This is a genomic window from Spiroplasma endosymbiont of Andrena trimmerana (assembly GCF_964019575.1).
Lineage (GTDB): Bacteria > Bacillota_I > Bacilli_A > Mycoplasmatales > VBWQ01 > Spiroplasma_E.
Map to the genome: position 1 here is coordinate 744,244 of NZ_OZ026455.1, position 16,846 is coordinate 761,089.

Genomic DNA, 16,846 nt, shown 5'->3' on the forward strand with positions numbered 1-16,846 from the left:
AAAATATGGAAAAGAAACTTTTAACTTATCCTCATGATATATCAAAAAAGTTATTAATCATACTAGGTATAAGTAAAATTGCAATTGGTTTGTCTATCTTATTTGTTTTTATTACAAACTTAATTATCTATACTAATTCAGGATTAATATTTCCTTTTAGAGAAATATCATAAAATAAATTTACAAGATAAAAAATGAGTATAAATGTTTTAAAACATTTATACTCATTTTAAATTTATATTAATTTTAAAAATTCTAAAATTCGATTTAATTCTTTATGATTACTATAATTGATGATTAGTTGTTTTTTATTGATTTTTACTTTAGTATCTAAAGTTCTTGATAAAGTATTTTCTAATGCTACTAAATGAAGATCTGACTTTTTATTAACATTTTGTTTTTGATTTAAACTTAATTGTTGCATCTTAATAACATCTTCAACCTTACGAACACTCCATTGTTCACTATATGCCCTTTTAGCAATAGTTACCATTAAATTAAGATTAGTGCCTAAACTTAATAACGGTTTAACATGACCCATTGTTAATTCATTGCGTTGAAGCATTTGTAAAATCTCTACTGGCAATTGCAAAATTCGTAAAGTATTAGCAATGTGACTACGTGATTTATTAACTTTTTGTGAGAGTTGTTCTTGAGTTCATTTCATTTTACTAATTAAAGTTTGATATGCCTGTGCTTCTTCAAAAGCATTCAAATCAACACGTTGAATATTTTCAATCAAAGCAAATTCCATTAATTGTTGATCTGTTACTTCAATAGTTACTGCAGAGATCTCTGTTAGACCTGCTAATTTTGCAGCTTTAGTTCTACGCTCACCAGCAACTAATTGAAAAACACCATCTGTTATCGTTTTTTTAACAATAATTGGTTGAATTAAACCGTGAATTTTAATTGAATCACTTAGTTCTTTAATTTCTTGTTCATTAAATACTACACGCGGTTGATATGGATTAGGAATAATTTTTGCAAGAGAAATAGTTTGTGAAAAAGTTTTAGCAATTTCTGGTGAACTTTCAATGTTAGTTATCAAATCATTTAAACCTTCACCAAAAATTGATGCTAAGCCTTTAGCAGAAATACGATTTTTTTTATCATTAGACATTATTTAACACCTCATTCACTAAACTTTGATAAGCAATAGCACCACTGCAACGTGGCCGATAACTAAAAATATTTTTACCATGACTTGGTGCTTCACTTAGAGTTACATTTCTTGGAATATAATTTTTATAAACTTTTTCTCTAAAATTTTTTTGAATTTCTTTGATAACTTCAACAGAAGAAGTTGTTCTAATATTAACCATAGTTAATAAAATCCCTTCAATTTCTAAATTGGGATTAAATAATTGTTGTACTAAACGAATAGTAGATAATAATTGTACCAAACCACCTAATGCATAAAACTCAGCTTGCAATGGAATAATAACTGAATTAGCTGAAGCTAAAGCATTACGATTAACTAATCCTAAACTAGGTGGACAGTCAATAATAATAAAATCATATACTTCCTTTACGGGTTCTAATTTTTCTAATAAAATATTTCTTTTATTACGAGATTGCTCTAATAAAAATATTTCGGCTCCCGCCAAAGAAATGGTTGATGGTAATAAATCTACTCCTTGACAAACTTCAGTTTTAATTACTTTTTCCAATGGAACATCATGTACTAAAACATCATATATATCTTGTTCAACTTTATCAGCAGCAAAACCCATTGAAATAGTAGCACTACCTTGTGGATCCAAATCAATAAGTAACACTTTTTTATTTTTTATACCTAAACCTGCAGCAAGATTAGTAGCAGTAGTTGTTTTTCCAACTCCACCTTTTTGATTAGCAATTGCAATAATTTTGCCCATAATAATTACCTTTCTAAATTAATAGACTAATATTTTATCCTACTAATTAAGTTTAACACTAATTTTAATTAATATTATTTACAAAGGTTTACTTTTAATTTGTTGATAAGGTCTTGGATATTTTAAAGCACATAATTTATATTTTTGAAAATGAAGGATTGTTCTTTGACCATAGTTGTTTGGTAATTGAACAGTAAATTGATTAATTAACTTTGCACCCATTGTGTTAATACTATTTTGTGCCAACGCAAGTTCTTCTTCAACTTTAAGACCCTTATAAGCAATAAATAATCCTTCAACTTTAACTAATCCTAAACATAATTCACTTAAAATATTTAGCGGTGCTAATGCTCTTGCTGTTACAATATCAAATGTTTCACGATATTGATGAGCAAATGTTTCTGCTCTTTGATTAATTATATAAACGTTTTCTAAGTTTAGTTCAGTAATTACTGTTTTTAGAAATTGACATTTCTTTGTATTTGATTCAATAATAGTTAATTGTAATTTGGGAAAACAAATTTTTAAAATTATTCCTGGTATACCAGCACCACTACCAACATCACAAATATTTTGATCCTCCAAAATGATATTATTACTAATTAAAAGAGAATCATAGAAATGTTTATAATAAACTTCCATTTCTTCAATGATCGTTGTTAAGTTATATTTTTTATTTTCAGCAATTAAAATTTTATAATACTGACTTAATTGTTGTTCCATTATTGGGGTTAAAGTTAAATTAGTTAAACCTATAGCTCAATTTTTATTCATTGCTTACTCCTAAATCAATCATTTAATAAAATACTTTATTTAAAGTAGACTATAAATATAATGCTTTAAATAATTAAATTATATTTAATTATAATGTTTTTTTAGTATATGTTTGAAATTTTATCACATAACTACTATCCTTCAAAATTAAATATTACTAAAAATAATTTAAAACCTTTAAAATATCATTTTCGTTGTATTTTCTTTAAACTCAAATATAATTAACACATATAATAAGAATTATTAAAAAATTATAAAAGTTTTTTAACTCATTGCTTAATTTAAAGTAAATGAGTTTTTATGTTTTAATTTATATCATTGAAAGGAAAAATAAAAAAATGAAAATTTTACTTAATTTTTCAAACGAACTAACAAAATCTATTAATAATAATTCATTAAACCTAATCAGTATACAAATTAATAATTGAACAAATCCTATCCAAGAACATAAAAACAAACTTGAAGAAATATATCAAAATTTTCTAAAATCACAAGAATTATCAAAGGTTTTATTTAATAAATCAATAAATACATATAAACCACATTTCATAAATAAAATGAAAAGAGAAGTACTATTTATTAAAATAAATGAAGAAAAAAAAGATATAAATCTACAAAATATAAATAAATTAACTACACATGAAATTGAAATACTCACAAAAAAAGAATTACAGAGATTGACAACTGAAGAAATAGTAATTTTAACATCAAGACAAATACAAGCATTTACAGAATGACAAATTACTTGATTCACCATTGAACAAATCCAAATATTGACAAAATTACAAATTCAATCATTGACAAAAAAACAAATAGAATCATTTACTACTTTACAAATTTCTTGATTCACCAAAAAACAAATATCATGATTCACAAACTTACAAATTACTTGACTTAGAAAAAAACAAATAGCATCATTTACAGAAATACAAATAAAAGCATTAACCAAAAAACAAATACCAGCACTCACAATCAAACAAATTGAAATATTTACTAAAGAACAAATACAAGCACTCACAAAAGAACAAATACCCGCATTTACAGTCTCGCAAATACAATCTTTTACAGAAAATCAAATAGCGTCATTTAAAACTTCACAAACTATTATCTTAACATCAAGACAAATCCAAGCTTTCACAACACAACAAATCCAATGATTTACAAATTCACAAATTTATTATTTAAAAATCTCACAAGTACAAGCTTTGACAACCAAACAAATAAGTTCACTTAACTACAATAAAATTAGAATGTTTACATCACAATGAACTAAGAAATTCAAAGTTTCACAAATCCAAGCTTTCACAACACAACAAATCCAATGAATTGATTATGAACAAATACCAGAATTTACCAAAGAACAAATACAAATATTTACAAATCAACAAATACAAGCACTAACACCAAGACAAAATAGAGTATTTACAGAAAAACAAATCCAAGCTTTCACAACACAACAAATACAATCATTTGCACCAGAACAAATACAAGAGTTTCCAATTAAATACATAAATGGAATAATTTCAAAACAAATACAATGATTCATAATTGAACAAATACAAACATTTACCAAAAAACAAATACAAGTTTTTACAGAAAAACAAATTCAATCCTTTACCAAAAAACAAATACCAGCATTTACAATTGAACAAATACCATATTTCACAACAAAACAAATCTCAGCAATAATTATTTCAAAAAAAATATATGCACTTACAATTGAACAAATACAAGCACTAACATCAGAACAAATAGAAGGATTGACAAGAGAACAAATTAGTTGACTTACAAATCAACAAATAGAAGCACTCACAAAAGAACAAATACCCGCATTAAGTCCAAGAAAAATGGAAGCATTAAGTCCAGAAAAAAGAAAAATATTAAAATCAAGAACAAAAAACCAAATCTAAAAAAGATTTAACAAAAAAAATTTACCAACAAGAAGCACAAAAAAAACAAAGTCTTAGTGGTGGAAATCAAGAATATAAAGAATCTATATTATTACAAAATGTGAAACCATTAAATTCACACCTTAAATGATCAAAATCTTTGCATGAAGAAATAACAAAATATGAAACCCAAGTTCCTAATATAACAACTAATAAATTTATTAATAAATACTAGTAATTAACAATCTTTTTTTAAAAAATTATTATACAAATTATAAAAAATATTTTCTTAAAAAATAAATGCTTTAATCTAATTTACATTACTATACATTTATTTTTTTTAGATTTAAAACTTATTACTTCATCATCATTAATTTTTTGATAATTAATATTAGAAATTTTATTAATTATTTTTTTCTCATTATTTTTAAATGTTTTTCTTTTTTTTAATATTTTTTCTAAACTGTCATTGTTCTGTTCAATCAATTTCTCAAAACTGTCATTTAAGTTTTTTACCATAATTTAAAATTCCCCTTTTTCATTGCTTAATAAATTTATTATACAGAATAAAAATAAAAACTGAATTTATTAAAAAACATTTAAAACATTATATTTATTAAACCTGATAAAGGTTTTAAAATATTGCTAGCATATAATTTTATTGTCATTTTCTACCTGCTTTAACATAAGGTTGCGCTCAACTTTTTACCAATTCTGTATTAGGACGAAAAATCATTAATGATACTAATGCTATTAAATATGGAAACATTCCTCATAATCAACTTGGAATATTATTACTAATAACTATAAATGTTTGTGAAGCATTAATATACTGATATAAAAAAGAAAAAATAAAACAAATAATAGAAGTTAAAAAAAATCTACTATGTGCCATCATTCATAAAGCAATTGCTAAAAATCCAATACCAGCAAAATTATTACTATAAATAAAAGTACTTGGAAGTACATAAACAAATAAAGCACCCGAAAAACAAGCTAAAGAACTAGAAAATAGCGAAATATAAAATCGAGAACGACGAACATGAATATAATTTAAAGCCACTGCAGTTGGATTCTCACCAATTCCTCTAATGTATAATCCAAGCTTAGTTAAAAACAAAATAGCTGCAAAAATATAAATTGCTAAAAAGGTTACCAAAATTGCAATTCAAGAAAATTGATAAATATAAATACTTGCTAATGAATAATTTATTTCTCCAGTAAATGTTAATGGTAAAATTACTGCTAATCCATAACCAAAGTAATTAATAACCATTGATACTAAAAATTGATTTGTTCTAAACAATAAGGTTGCTAAACTATGAATTAAACCAAATACAATTCCGATGATAATAGTTATAAAAAATGCCAAAATTGCAACTCCACCACCAAAATTATTTTTTAATTGTGAAACAATTATACAATATGTAGCAGCACCAGTACACATAATACCATCAAAACCAAAATTAACAATTCCTGCTCTAGTATTTAAAATTCCACCTGTACATAACAATAATAATGGACAAGCAAATAATAATGTATTAACTAAAATTGTTGAAAATGAGAGTAACATAATTATTTTTTTCTCCTTTTCCTTTTAAATATTTTCTTTTTTTTAAAAATTTTTGAAGATTTTGATTCAACATTAACAATTTTAACATTTTGTTGTTCATCCTTAATTAATTCTTTTTTTCATATTAGCTTCTTTTTTAGTCTTATTAAATATTCTTTAATAGCAATAGAATGAGTTAAGTAATGCCAAATAAAAGGATAAATACCAATAATGTAAATGGTTATTGATAATACTATTATTGCAATTTCTGGATTTTTCAAATACATAAAAGCATTATTTTCAATAGGACTAATAAATAAACTCATAAAAAATGATGAAAATAAAATAACTCCTGGTGTATATCCCGCTAAAGCAGCTACTACTATCCCATAAAATCCTTCTTGAATTGGAGCAGAAAGCGAAGGTAAATTATTATTAACTCCTAAAAAATAAAGATAACCAGCAATTCCTGCTATCGCTCCTGAAATTGGTAAAATTATTAAACCCTGATATTGAGGATTTAATCTGGCATATTTTGCAGCAACGGGATTTTTAGCAATTGCGTTTAATTTAAAACCAAGAGTGCGATTATTAAAAATAATAATTGCGATTAATAAGACAATAATAGCAATAATAATACCAGCAGAAAATAAATTACTAATGCTAAAAGGTCCACTAATTAATGAAAATCTAATATTAGTAATTTGCGTTGGAATGTTTAAGTTATGATAAACATTACTGGCTATTAAACCTTTATATCCTTCTCAAGCAATAAAATTAAATAAAATAGTGCTAATAATTTCATGAATTTTAAAATAAGTTTTTAAAATTGCAATAATTAAACCGGCTAAACCACCAATTAAAACTGCAATTAATAAAAGAAAAGGAGTAATTCATTGACTATGACCACCACTCTTATAAATAGCTACTGCCAATACATATGTTACCATAGCACTAAATAACATTTGACCACTAACTCCAAAGTTATAAATACGATACTTAAAAGTAATAGCTACTGCTAATCCTGTTAATATTAATATACTATATGTTTCAATTAAATTACTAAAACTTACTAAATTAGTTAAAGGATTAATAAAAATAGTTTTCCAAAATGATAATGGATTAACTTGTAAACATAGCATTAATAAACTAACAAAAAATAGAGTTATTAGTAATAATAATGTACCCACTAATCAAAAATTTCATTTTTTAATATTTTCCAACATCTTTTAACCCAACCTTGACCTAATATTTTCCATTTTTTTATTAATTCAACTAGTAATTTTGACAAATGGTCTTTTCAAATAATTAATTGTTCTAATTATTTTTTTCTTTTTCAAACTTCACTTTGTTTGTGGTAATTGATACATTTTATCAGTTTTAACAATTATTTCATTTGTAATAGGATAATCATGTCATAGTGCTGGATTGTTCATTATTTCAACTTTAACATCTTTATTTTCCAATTTACAAACAAATTGTTTGTGATAAATAACTGCTACTCGTTGACACAATAATTGTAATAAGTACGGATCAGTATCAATAATTAAAATGCTTGAGCCACTTTCGCGTAACTCTATTATCTTTTTAATAATTAATAATGAAGAATTTTCATCTAAATCAGAAAATGGATTAGATAAAATTAATAATTGTGGTTGCTCTTCAATACTTCTTGCTAATACAAATTTCTGCATTTCTCCTTTTGATAATTTATTAATTTTAATAAAAATATTATTATCGTTAAATATTTGATATTTTTTAATAATTTCTCGTACCTTTTTATTAACAACGGCTGTTTTGACAACTCCGGATTTAGTTACATATTTTTCTTTATTATAATTTCAAAAGGTAAAATTTTCAAATAAAGTGGCATCAGGAATTATAGCAGTATTACTATAATGTCCAGATATTCAATCAATTCCTAAATTACTAATTTCTTGCGGTTTAAAATAAGTTACTTCTTGTTCTTGAAAAAAAATGCGTCCTGTTTGCGTTTTAATCATACGTACTATACTTTCAAGTAAAACCTCGCTATAAAGGTTTTCATAATCATAAATACCATATATTTCACCAGGGCGAATTGCAAATTCAATTTTATGAAAATTTGAAATATTAGGTTTATTCAAAGAAAGATTATCAATATAAAGCATTGGTACTGAATTTATCGATTTTGGCTTTTTATAATTAAAAATCTTACCTCAATAATTAGTTGTAAATAATTTAGTATTTTCTTCTAATTTCATTACTTTTGTTTTACCAATATTTAAGTTTTCAATTCAAGATACTCGGTTAGCAACCATTTTAGCAAATTCTTCATCTCTAGTTGTGAAAAGGACCGTTATTTCTTCATTACGAAATGTTTTAAAAATCATTCAAAACTCTACTTTTTGACTATCAGATAAACCAACAGTTGGTTCATCTAACAATAATATTTTAGGTTCTTTGAATAAAGCACGAAGCAAAGATAATTTTTTTAATTCTTCAATCGCAAGTGTTGATACTCTCTTATTTAAATTAAGCTTAATTTTATATTTTTCCATTAAATTATTAATTTTAAATTCAGCTTCTTTTCAATTAGGAAAAATTTTGGCAATAGTTGGTTCATTACCAAGTATAATATTTTGTTTAACAGTAAGATTGTCTAAGAAAAAATCTTCTTGACCAGCATAAGCCATTCTAAAATAAAGCATTTCACTAGGATCACGAGGAAAATAACATCCTTTTCTTAAACTATTAATAACAATTTTTCCTTTAGAAGGTTGTTCAAAACCAGCAAGCATTCTAATTAACGTTGATTTACCAACGCTATTATTACCAACAATGGCATGAATTTCTTGTGTTATTTCTAAATTAACATTTTCAAATATAACACGAGTATCATAATATTTACTAATTTTTTGTAACTTCAATATTGTTTTTTCCATAATTATATATCTCCATACTGATTAGTAAAATCAATGTTATTAACACCATAAGTTTGGATTTTACTTTCTGAAGCACTAGGTATAATTTTAAAATTAGGATTAATTTCTTCGTTAAATGTCTCATCAAAAATTTCCAAACCAGGCATAAAACCAAAAGCTAAATAATTAATATCATCATAAACATAATCATTATTATTAATGACATTAGATCCAATAAAACTAATAGTTTTACTATAAGTTGGACGGGAAGATATTAACCTAGCAGTATAAGCAATAATACTGTTATATCAATAATTAGTATTAATAATAAAATTAACACCATGTGTTTCATATAATGATTGGGCAATCTGACCAACACCGGCAACACTATCAGCACTATAAATATTACTTGTTACAAAACTATCATGAGGATTAACATAAATAATTTTATATGTAATTTTTGGATTATCAATACCATTAATTATCTCAGCAAATTGATTCAAAATAGTTTGATCATAATCAATACCAATATTATTAATAATACCAATTCTAACTATCAATTTACCGTTGTCATCAACATCAAAGTTATATTTTTTATTTATTATTCCATCCTGAACATTTTGTTGAAAATGTTCAGCAATTTTACTGCCATAATTTAAATGGCTACTAGTTACGTTATCAGTATTATATCTAATATCATAAATATTATTAGTGACTTTAACCGTATCAGCAATAATATTATTAAAAAAATAAAATTTAACATTCTGAAATTGTTGTAATACTCTAATTAAGTTTTTAGTAGAATAACTACTAGTTTCACTATGATGTGGAATATACTTTTGAAAACTAGGATTTAAAATATAAACTTTTTTGATATTATATGTAGATAAAAAGTTCCTCAACATTAATACATAATAATTATCATCTTGAGAACTAAACAATGTTACTACATGATCTTTACCATAAAAAGTTTGTAACTTTTGATAAACAAGTCGGTCATAAATGTTTTGATTTTGTGCTTGTTGATAACTTGTTATTAATAAAACTGTTGGTTGTAAATTCCAAGTACAAGCATAAATACTACTACTAATAGTAGTTATTGTTGGCAAAATTATAGTGAATAATAGAAAACGTCGAAACATAAAAACCACCTACTAATAATACTTATTTATAATTATACAAGAAATCTTAGTTTAATATCAAACAATCAATTTATTGCAAATTAATTAAACGGTTTATTAAAAAAATAATAAAGAATATAAATAAAAAGGATTTATGACAATTAATTTTATTAATAGTAATATTTGGTTTGTTATTATTTTCAAAGTTATTTTCTTTTGTTATTCCTAAAATGTAATGATGAGGAATTTTAATTTTATTTTTAGTCGCATTTACGTTCTTATTTATATCTTTTGCTAGATCATTTATTTGAAATTCTAATTTTTGAATGATTTTAAAAAACAAAAAAAATAAATTATTTACTATTAACTTTGACTTATTTATATAAATTTTACATACTTTATATTTATTTTTAATAATAAATTAATTAATTGTAAAATACATAAAATTTGATAATATACAATTATTATTAGTATACATAAGTTTTAACCAATTACTTTTATAGGAAAGTAAATGGATTTTTTTGTTAAAAGGAGGTATTAAAATGGCAAACAAAAATAAATCAGAAATATTTCAAAAAATAACAGCACAAAAAGAAATGAAAGATATTTTAAACCAATCAAATTCTACATTTAAAAATAAAAAAGGAAGAAAAAAAGAAAGACATGGTGGGTTAACATTTAAATTTAATAAAATTAATAACACTAATAATCAATTAACAGATGTAATAATTAATGATAACCCATCAAAAAGTCATATAGAAAATCCAGAGACAGTTTCTATTATTTTAACAGAGAGTGAAAATATGCAAGAAACAGCTAATGAATTAGAAGAAATAAGTAGTCTTTATGCAAAATCAGTAAAAGAATCATTAGATAAATCAAAAAAAATTAAAGAACTAACAAAAGAAAATCAGCAACTTAAAAATAAAATTGAGTCATTAGAACAAGAAAAACAAAAAAATATTAACTTCGACAATTTTAAATATAATGCTGTAACAATCTTAGATGAATATAAAGATATTTTAGATTTAAAAAATCAGTTGCAAGATCAAAAAAAAGAATTACAAGAACTTAAACAACAAAAAAAATATAAAAAAAGAAATTTTAGAAAAAAGAAAAATAATTGAAGAAAACGAAAAATTAAAAAATAATAGTCCAAAAGAAAATAAAAATATTACAAGAAAACAAATTAGAGAACAAAATATTTGAAAAAGAGAAAAGATTAAATTAGAAGCAGAAATAGATGAAAAAGAAAAAATTTTAGAACAAGAATCTATACCACTAAATTCATTAAGTAAGGGATTGCCTGTTTCTTATACAGTCGGATTAAATGAAGATATTAAAAATAAAAATATAGAAATTAATAAAAAAGAAAAAGAAATTGAAAAATTAAATGATAAAATAAATAAAACTACATCTTTAAATGAAAAAAGAAAATTTGATGATCAAATTTTAACACTCGAAGAAGAAATAAAAAATATTAAAAATAAAGACTTAAAAAAAATAAAAAACATCCATGAAGAAATTTTACCAATCAATAATAAAATTTATTTTATAACAACTCTTTGGGAGATTGTCAAAAATCCGGAATAAATTAAATCGTTGTAGTCTTATTATAAATTTAGACAAGAAATAATTTGGATTTTTATGAAATTGTAAATTTATCTTACTACTAATTTAAAAATATTACAATTAAAATACTCAATTTTATAAATTATAAAAACATTTTAATAATTTAATTAACATAAATATATAACAAAAATTCTTATTAACTTTTAATTTAATAAGTTTTTTTAATTTTTTATTTTAAAATAAGTAAAATTATGTTTTTAAATTTATTTGATTACATTTAAAAATAACCATTTTTATATAAATAAAAATACTATATGTTCTATTAACAATCATTTCTTTTAAAACATGTCAAATATTTGTTTCAGTAAAACAACCAATATTTCATTTTGCACCTTGATTAACAATACCTTTTTTATTATTTTTAAAATATTGTTTTTTTAACTTTTTATGATTATCTAATTCTTTATATAAATAATCAATTAATTGTTCATATTGACCATTATTAATGAAATCTTTACAATTATTATATTCACTTCAATATTTTCCTTTATTTCCCGCCATTATACCAAGATATAATGTTCTAATTAAATGGAATTTATCTAAAACAAACTCAGCACCAAGATAATCTGCTACATCTTTAATTCATCCAGCACTATCTCCACAAATAATTATTTTTGCTTGTTCAACATTTTCATAAAATTTTTGACAATGTTCTTTAACAAATTCAGCAGTTTTTTTAACTCCAATTGCTGTTCTTGTTGGTCTAATAATTGCTTTTACTCTTTTATTTTGTACTTTATGATTAATATTATCTGTATATGTTGTTATTAATCTCATAGAGTGTTTTATACCTTTACGTTTAAAATCTCAAAACTTTCGATGTCCATCATCAATTGCTACAAAAATAGGTTGATTTTTTTCTAATTTTACTTTTACTGGATTTGCTTCAATTACTTCTAAATTTTTAAAAACTCTATGAACAGTACTAACACTAATACCTGCTTTTTTACAAATAGCACAAATATCATGATATCTTTTTCCATCAGCAAAATATTCAATAATAGTTTGTTCAACATCTTCACCAATTCTTTTATATTTAGGTAATTCTAGTCATTCATCAACTAAAAAAACACGAACTCATTTTTGTAATTTTTCATCAAAATATTCATAAATTCTTCTTTTATAAGTTACTAATCCATACATTATTTTTCTTGTTCGATATTGATAATCAACAATTTTATATTTCTTTTTATCTCTTGTATTTTTTATTCTTCAATCTCATTTTTCTCATTTTTTTGTTATATGTTCTAAAACTAATTTATCAATTTTTGCACTTTGTTCTCTAAAATTTCATTTATAATTAAAATTCACATTTACTTCTCCTAACTATTTTAAAAAAATCTAAATTTATTGTAAATATATTTAAAAAATTAATTTACTTAATTATTATATAAATATATAAGTGTAATTTTAAATAAAATAAAAATTATTTAAAAAACCACTTTCATATTTAAAATATAACAAACAATTTCAATATAATTAATAGTATAGGTATCACAAAATAAACACCTTTAATTTAGGCATTATTTTGAGTTTAAAAGCATACTTGTAAAAATAATCAAAAATAGTACAATTTATAAGTAAAATCAAGGAAAAAAGGAGTAATTAAATGAGCAAAATAAATAAATGTTTAATAATAAATTGTAATAAAAGAAAAGAATTTTTTAATAAAAAATATGATATTTTTTGTAATGAGCATAATATTAAATTTACAGATTTTATTGGTAATCAATGAATTCCAAATGCAACAATAGAAAAATGAAGAAAATATCCAAAATTACATACAGAATTTGTTAATTTAAAAGCAGCAGAGTTTATTCACCAAGAAAATAAAAAAATAAATCCCAAAGTTAGTTTTAGTCAAACAGGAAAAGAAATTTTAAAAAGGGAGAATTTAAATGCAAAATAGTAAAGGAAAATCATTAAAAGTTGTAACTAATTTAAAATCTTTAAAAAAGATTTTGAAAAATGAATGTTGTTTGTCAAAGTAAAAATTGTAATAACAAATGAAGTAATATTGTTTTATTAGAATTAAAATCAACAACATTTAGTCTTTTTCTTTGTGAAAATCATGCAATTAATTTAGAACATGAATTATTACCAAAATGATTAAAAACTTCTGAAAAATTAAGAAAAAATAAAAAGGAGAAATTTATTATGAAAACATGAATAAAAGCAAATTTAAGTAAAATAACATTAGCATTAGCACTAACTGGTGCTACAACTGGAACAATAGGATTAATCATGGGGGGGCTGCTTACCCATGAAAATAACAAATTTAATTCTTATGAAAAACCAGACCATACAGTAGTATTATGTAATGCTCCAATATGAGTTAATATGTATAATGGTTCTTATTATTCTTTATACTGCTCAAATAAAAAGTTACATGATGTAGATATTAAATGAAATGGAAAATATTGAAAAGGTTACTTTGATAATTAAACTTCTAAATTTATATAAGAAATATTTTCGTTATATTTATCAAATAAATTAATATTTTTTAAGTCTATTTCTTCTTTATCTGTTATTAAAATTAAATTATAATTACCAGCACCAAATATCCCACTAATTTCAATCCGATTTAAATTATTAATCGGATTTTCAATTTGTAATTCAAATTCATTATTATTATCAATTTTTATAATTTCTTTATAAAATTCTAATTTAGAAAATAATTGAGATTTATTTGAACCATATAAATTTAAAGCATTTTTAATTTTATTTTTATCAATAATTGCTCTTGTAAAATATTTACCATATTCTCCATTACCTAGTGTTCAATCTGCTGGAATTAATGATGGAATATTATTACTTTCTAATTCATTTGTAATAGATAATCAATTAAATTGATTATCATCTAGTTTAAATAATTCATTTTGACTAATATCATTATTTTTTAGTTTAATGTTATTTATATCTGTAAAATCAAAATATGCTGATTTTAAAATCACTTTTGCATTTTTAAATTGTCAAATATCTTCCTTAGTAGGATGTATTGGATTTGATTTTAATTCAAAATAATAAGGTAACAATATTTTATTATCATCATTTAAACCTTTATTAATTGACATACTTGAATAAATATTATTTGATAACATAATAATTAGTTGTTTAAATATTTTCACTTGCTCTAAATTAATATAATTAGGATAATCTAATTTTCATTGCTTAAATAAATTAGTTATTACTTCATCGGGTTTTTGATTTTCAAACTTTCCTCTTAACATGTCCATTTTATTTGGTGATTTTGTTGGGTCTAATGATGCTCCATCAAAATTACGATTATAATTATATGTGTAACTTAACATGTCTAATAATAGTTGTTGTAAACTATCAATTGGTGGTTTATCATTTATTTCTAGTTCAACATCATGAAATTTATTAGTTGTAGAAATAAATAAATTATAGTTACCTGCTAAAAATCATGACTCTAATTTTGTATCTTTTAATTCTAGTTCATCAGATAATGGTCATACTTTTGAATTTTTAGTAACATCATAACCAATTTTAGCATTAGTTACTCTTGCATTATTAATAATTTCTTTTCTTGTTTCACTTCCACCACCAATAGCAATTAAATCTAAAACTGATTTTTCTTGTTCTATAAATTGTTTTGCTAAATGTCAAGGTAATATTTGTTCACTAAATCATTGTTGTAATATTCTAACTTTTGGTTGAGTTTCAATAGGCATTGATAATAGGGGAAATGCTATCTTATCTTTAACAAATAATTTTGGGTATACTTCCATATTGTCAACTTCACCAAGTACCTTTATATTACCGAAAATCATGCTTCTAGGGGCTTTAATTTTTAAACCGATAACTTTTGTATCTTTATCTAATGGTTTTTGTAATTTAATAATAATGGGATAACCATCTCTTGTTTTAAAATCTTTAATTTTAATAATAGTAATACTTTTAGTACTTCTTGTTTTTGGATTTTGATAAGGTTGTGAATAATTATTAATTATATATAAGTTATCAATATTATTTTCAGTTAATGGTTCATTAATAGATACTGCATATAACTTAAATTGATTTAATAAATTTATTTCTTGAAATATTAAATTTTTAATATCAGTCATACTATATTCAATAGTATTATCATTAATATTTGTGCTAGCTCTTTGATTTAATTGCATAGTAAAGTCTGATGTTTCAACTGCAATAGTTTTTAATACTTTATCAATATCAATAAAACCTATTTTAATAGTATTTGCTGAAAATCTTAAACTATTATTTTCATTATTTTTAAATAAACGTTCAATTTCATAAATATATATAGTTCTTTTTTTAAATTCATCGTATGCTCTATTAATATCTGGGTCACTAGTAGCACTCATCATATTAGTAAAATCATAAGGAATATTATCAATTAAATAATCATTTTCTACTTCTGCCTGATTAAGTTTAGTTTGTTTCTGTTTCTGTGGAAACTTCGTTTGTGGTTTGTTGTTGTTTTCCATTGTTCTCTCCTATTAATTGGTTATTTTCGGGATTAAATAATTTTAATTTAACTGTTAAGTTATTAATTTCTTGTTCATCATTAATATTAAAGGTTTTACTATTTAATAAGTCTTTATCAACACTTACTAATATTTGAATAAATTTAAGAATATCAATATTAAATTGTCATAATTTTTGTTCAATATAATTAATAGTTGAAATATTTACAGCTGTACTTTCGGGAACTGATTGTTGTGCAGATTTCTTTTGACTTGGTATATGAATACCACAACGTTTAAATATTTCATTAACATTTCAATCGTATATATCAGTTAAATTTTTACCTTTAAAATTACTATTTGTCATATTGATATTTTCGTTTTGTTCATTATTATCTCCACCACTTTTAAATATATAGTTTTTAGTAACTAATGTTCTTACTGCTTCTTCTAATGTTGATTGAACATTACCATAAGTTTGACTAAATATAAATTTAGGTGAATTTAAAATGGTATCTAAAACAATTTGTTCATAAATAACATCTAATGCTTTAATTTTATCCATTACTTTATCACAATCTGCTAACTCATTTGCTTTATTTCGCATAATTGATATTGGTATATAATTAATATTTATTAAGTATCAC

The 16,846-nt window shown here is 22.9% G+C and carries 17 protein-coding genes; 6 read left to right on the forward strand and 11 right to left on the reverse strand.

Annotated elements, in window-relative coordinates; all coding sequences use genetic code 4:
* The first annotated feature begins 5 nt into the window (after window positions 1-5).
* A complete protein-coding gene (locus AACL03_RS04320) occupies window positions 6-173 on the forward strand; it encodes a hypothetical protein (protein WP_252319837.1) in 168 nt (55 codons plus the stop codon).
* A 62-nt stretch (window positions 174-235) separates the two neighbouring features.
* Here the strand turns inward: AACL03_RS04320 and AACL03_RS04325 are convergent, their stop codons facing one another.
* The 3 genes from AACL03_RS04325 to rsmG all read right to left on the reverse strand — a co-directional run bounded on the left by AACL03_RS04325 (window position 236) and on the right by rsmG (window position 2,654).
* Window positions 236-1,123 (reverse strand): ParB/RepB/Spo0J family partition protein, encoded by an 888-nt coding sequence (locus AACL03_RS04325; protein WP_174480208.1) that lies wholly within the window; start codon window positions 1,121-1,123, stop codon window positions 236-238.
* The gene (locus AACL03_RS04330) at window positions 1,116-1,880 is read right to left on the reverse strand and encodes a ParA family protein (protein ID WP_174480209.1); all 765 of its coding nucleotides are present in this window, start codon (window positions 1,878-1,880) and stop codon (window positions 1,116-1,118) included. The genes AACL03_RS04325 and AACL03_RS04330 overlap by 8 nt, the downstream gene beginning before the upstream one ends.
* Before the next feature lie 78 nt (window positions 1,881-1,958).
* A complete protein-coding gene (gene rsmG / locus AACL03_RS04335) occupies window positions 1,959-2,654 on the reverse strand; it encodes a 16S rRNA (guanine(527)-N(7))-methyltransferase RsmG (protein WP_174480210.1) in 696 nt (231 codons plus the stop codon).
* Window positions 2,655-2,992: 338 nt separating this feature from the next.
* On the opposite strand from rsmG, the gene AACL03_RS04340 reads away from it, so the two are divergent.
* Window positions 2,993-4,564 carry a hypothetical protein gene (locus AACL03_RS04340; RefSeq protein ID WP_339039502.1) on the forward strand — a complete coding sequence of 524 codons (1,572 nt, stop codon included), beginning with the start codon at window positions 2,993-2,995 and terminating at the stop codon, window positions 4,562-4,564.
* Window positions 4,565-4,858: 294 nt separating this feature from the next.
* Here the strand turns inward: AACL03_RS04340 and AACL03_RS04345 are convergent, their stop codons facing one another.
* From AACL03_RS04345 to AACL03_RS04365, 5 genes are all read right to left on the reverse strand, one after another.
* Entirely contained in the window at window positions 4,859-5,062 is a 204-nt protein-coding gene (locus AACL03_RS04345) for a hypothetical protein (RefSeq protein ID WP_338958852.1), read from the reverse strand.
* A 139-nt stretch (window positions 5,063-5,201) separates the two neighbouring features.
* Window positions 5,202-6,116 (reverse strand): ABC transporter permease subunit, encoded by a 915-nt coding sequence (locus AACL03_RS04350; RefSeq protein ID WP_338958854.1) that lies wholly within the window; start codon window positions 6,114-6,116, stop codon window positions 5,202-5,204.
* Between the two features lie 2 nt (window positions 6,117-6,118).
* Window positions 6,119-7,237, reverse strand: coding sequence for an ABC transporter permease subunit (locus AACL03_RS04355; RefSeq protein ID WP_338958857.1), 1,119 nt, complete (start codon window positions 7,235-7,237; stop codon window positions 6,119-6,121).
* Window positions 7,238-7,324: 87 nt separating this feature from the next.
* Window positions 7,325-9,019 (reverse strand): ATP-binding cassette domain-containing protein, encoded by a 1,695-nt coding sequence (locus AACL03_RS04360; RefSeq protein ID WP_339039505.1) that lies wholly within the window; start codon window positions 9,017-9,019, stop codon window positions 7,325-7,327.
* A gap of 2 nt (window positions 9,020-9,021) precedes the next feature.
* Window positions 9,022-10,140: a hypothetical protein gene (locus AACL03_RS04365; RefSeq protein ID WP_339039507.1), complete on the reverse strand. Its 1,119-nt coding sequence runs from the start codon at window positions 10,138-10,140 to the stop codon at window positions 9,022-9,024.
* 521 nt (window positions 10,141-10,661) lie between these two features.
* Between AACL03_RS04365 and AACL03_RS04370 the strand changes: the two genes are divergently transcribed.
* Window positions 10,662-11,270, forward strand: a complete 609-nt coding sequence (locus AACL03_RS04370) for a hypothetical protein (RefSeq protein ID WP_339039509.1) — start codon at window positions 10,662-10,664, stop codon at window positions 11,268-11,270.
* 151 nt (window positions 11,271-11,421) lie between these two features.
* Window positions 11,422-11,712, forward strand: coding sequence for a hypothetical protein (locus tag AACL03_RS04375; RefSeq protein ID WP_339039511.1), 291 nt, complete (start codon window positions 11,422-11,424; stop codon window positions 11,710-11,712).
* A 228-nt stretch (window positions 11,713-11,940) separates the two neighbouring features.
* On the opposite strand, the gene AACL03_RS04380 is transcribed toward AACL03_RS04375, so the two are convergent.
* Window positions 11,941-13,062, reverse strand: a complete 1,122-nt coding sequence (locus AACL03_RS04380) for an Mbov_0401 family ICE element transposase-like protein (RefSeq protein ID WP_339039513.1) — start codon at window positions 13,060-13,062, stop codon at window positions 11,941-11,943.
* Between the two features lie 298 nt (window positions 13,063-13,360).
* Here AACL03_RS04380 and AACL03_RS04385 point away from each other — a divergent pair, with 298 nt between their 5' ends.
* Window positions 13,361-13,660: a hypothetical protein gene (locus tag AACL03_RS04385; RefSeq protein ID WP_338956837.1), complete on the forward strand. Its 300-nt coding sequence runs from the start codon at window positions 13,361-13,363 to the stop codon at window positions 13,658-13,660.
* 59 nt (window positions 13,661-13,719) lie between these two features.
* Window positions 13,720-14,196, forward strand: a complete 477-nt coding sequence (locus AACL03_RS04390; protein WP_338957926.1) for a hypothetical protein — start codon at window positions 13,720-13,722, stop codon at window positions 14,194-14,196.
* Here the strand turns inward: AACL03_RS04390 and AACL03_RS04395 are convergent.
* Together AACL03_RS04395 and AACL03_RS04400 are read right to left on the reverse strand one after the other, a co-directional pair.
* On the reverse strand, window positions 14,193-16,220 hold the full coding sequence (locus AACL03_RS04395; RefSeq protein WP_339039515.1) for a hypothetical protein: 2,028 nt from the start codon (window positions 16,218-16,220) through the stop codon (window positions 14,193-14,195). The genes AACL03_RS04390 and AACL03_RS04395 overlap by 4 nt on opposite strands.
* Entirely contained in the window at window positions 16,165-16,806 is a 642-nt protein-coding gene (locus AACL03_RS04400; protein WP_338957930.1) for a hypothetical protein, read from the reverse strand. Before AACL03_RS04400 ends, AACL03_RS04395 begins: the two co-directional genes overlap by 56 nt.
* Window positions 16,807-16,846: the final 40 nt, after the last annotated feature.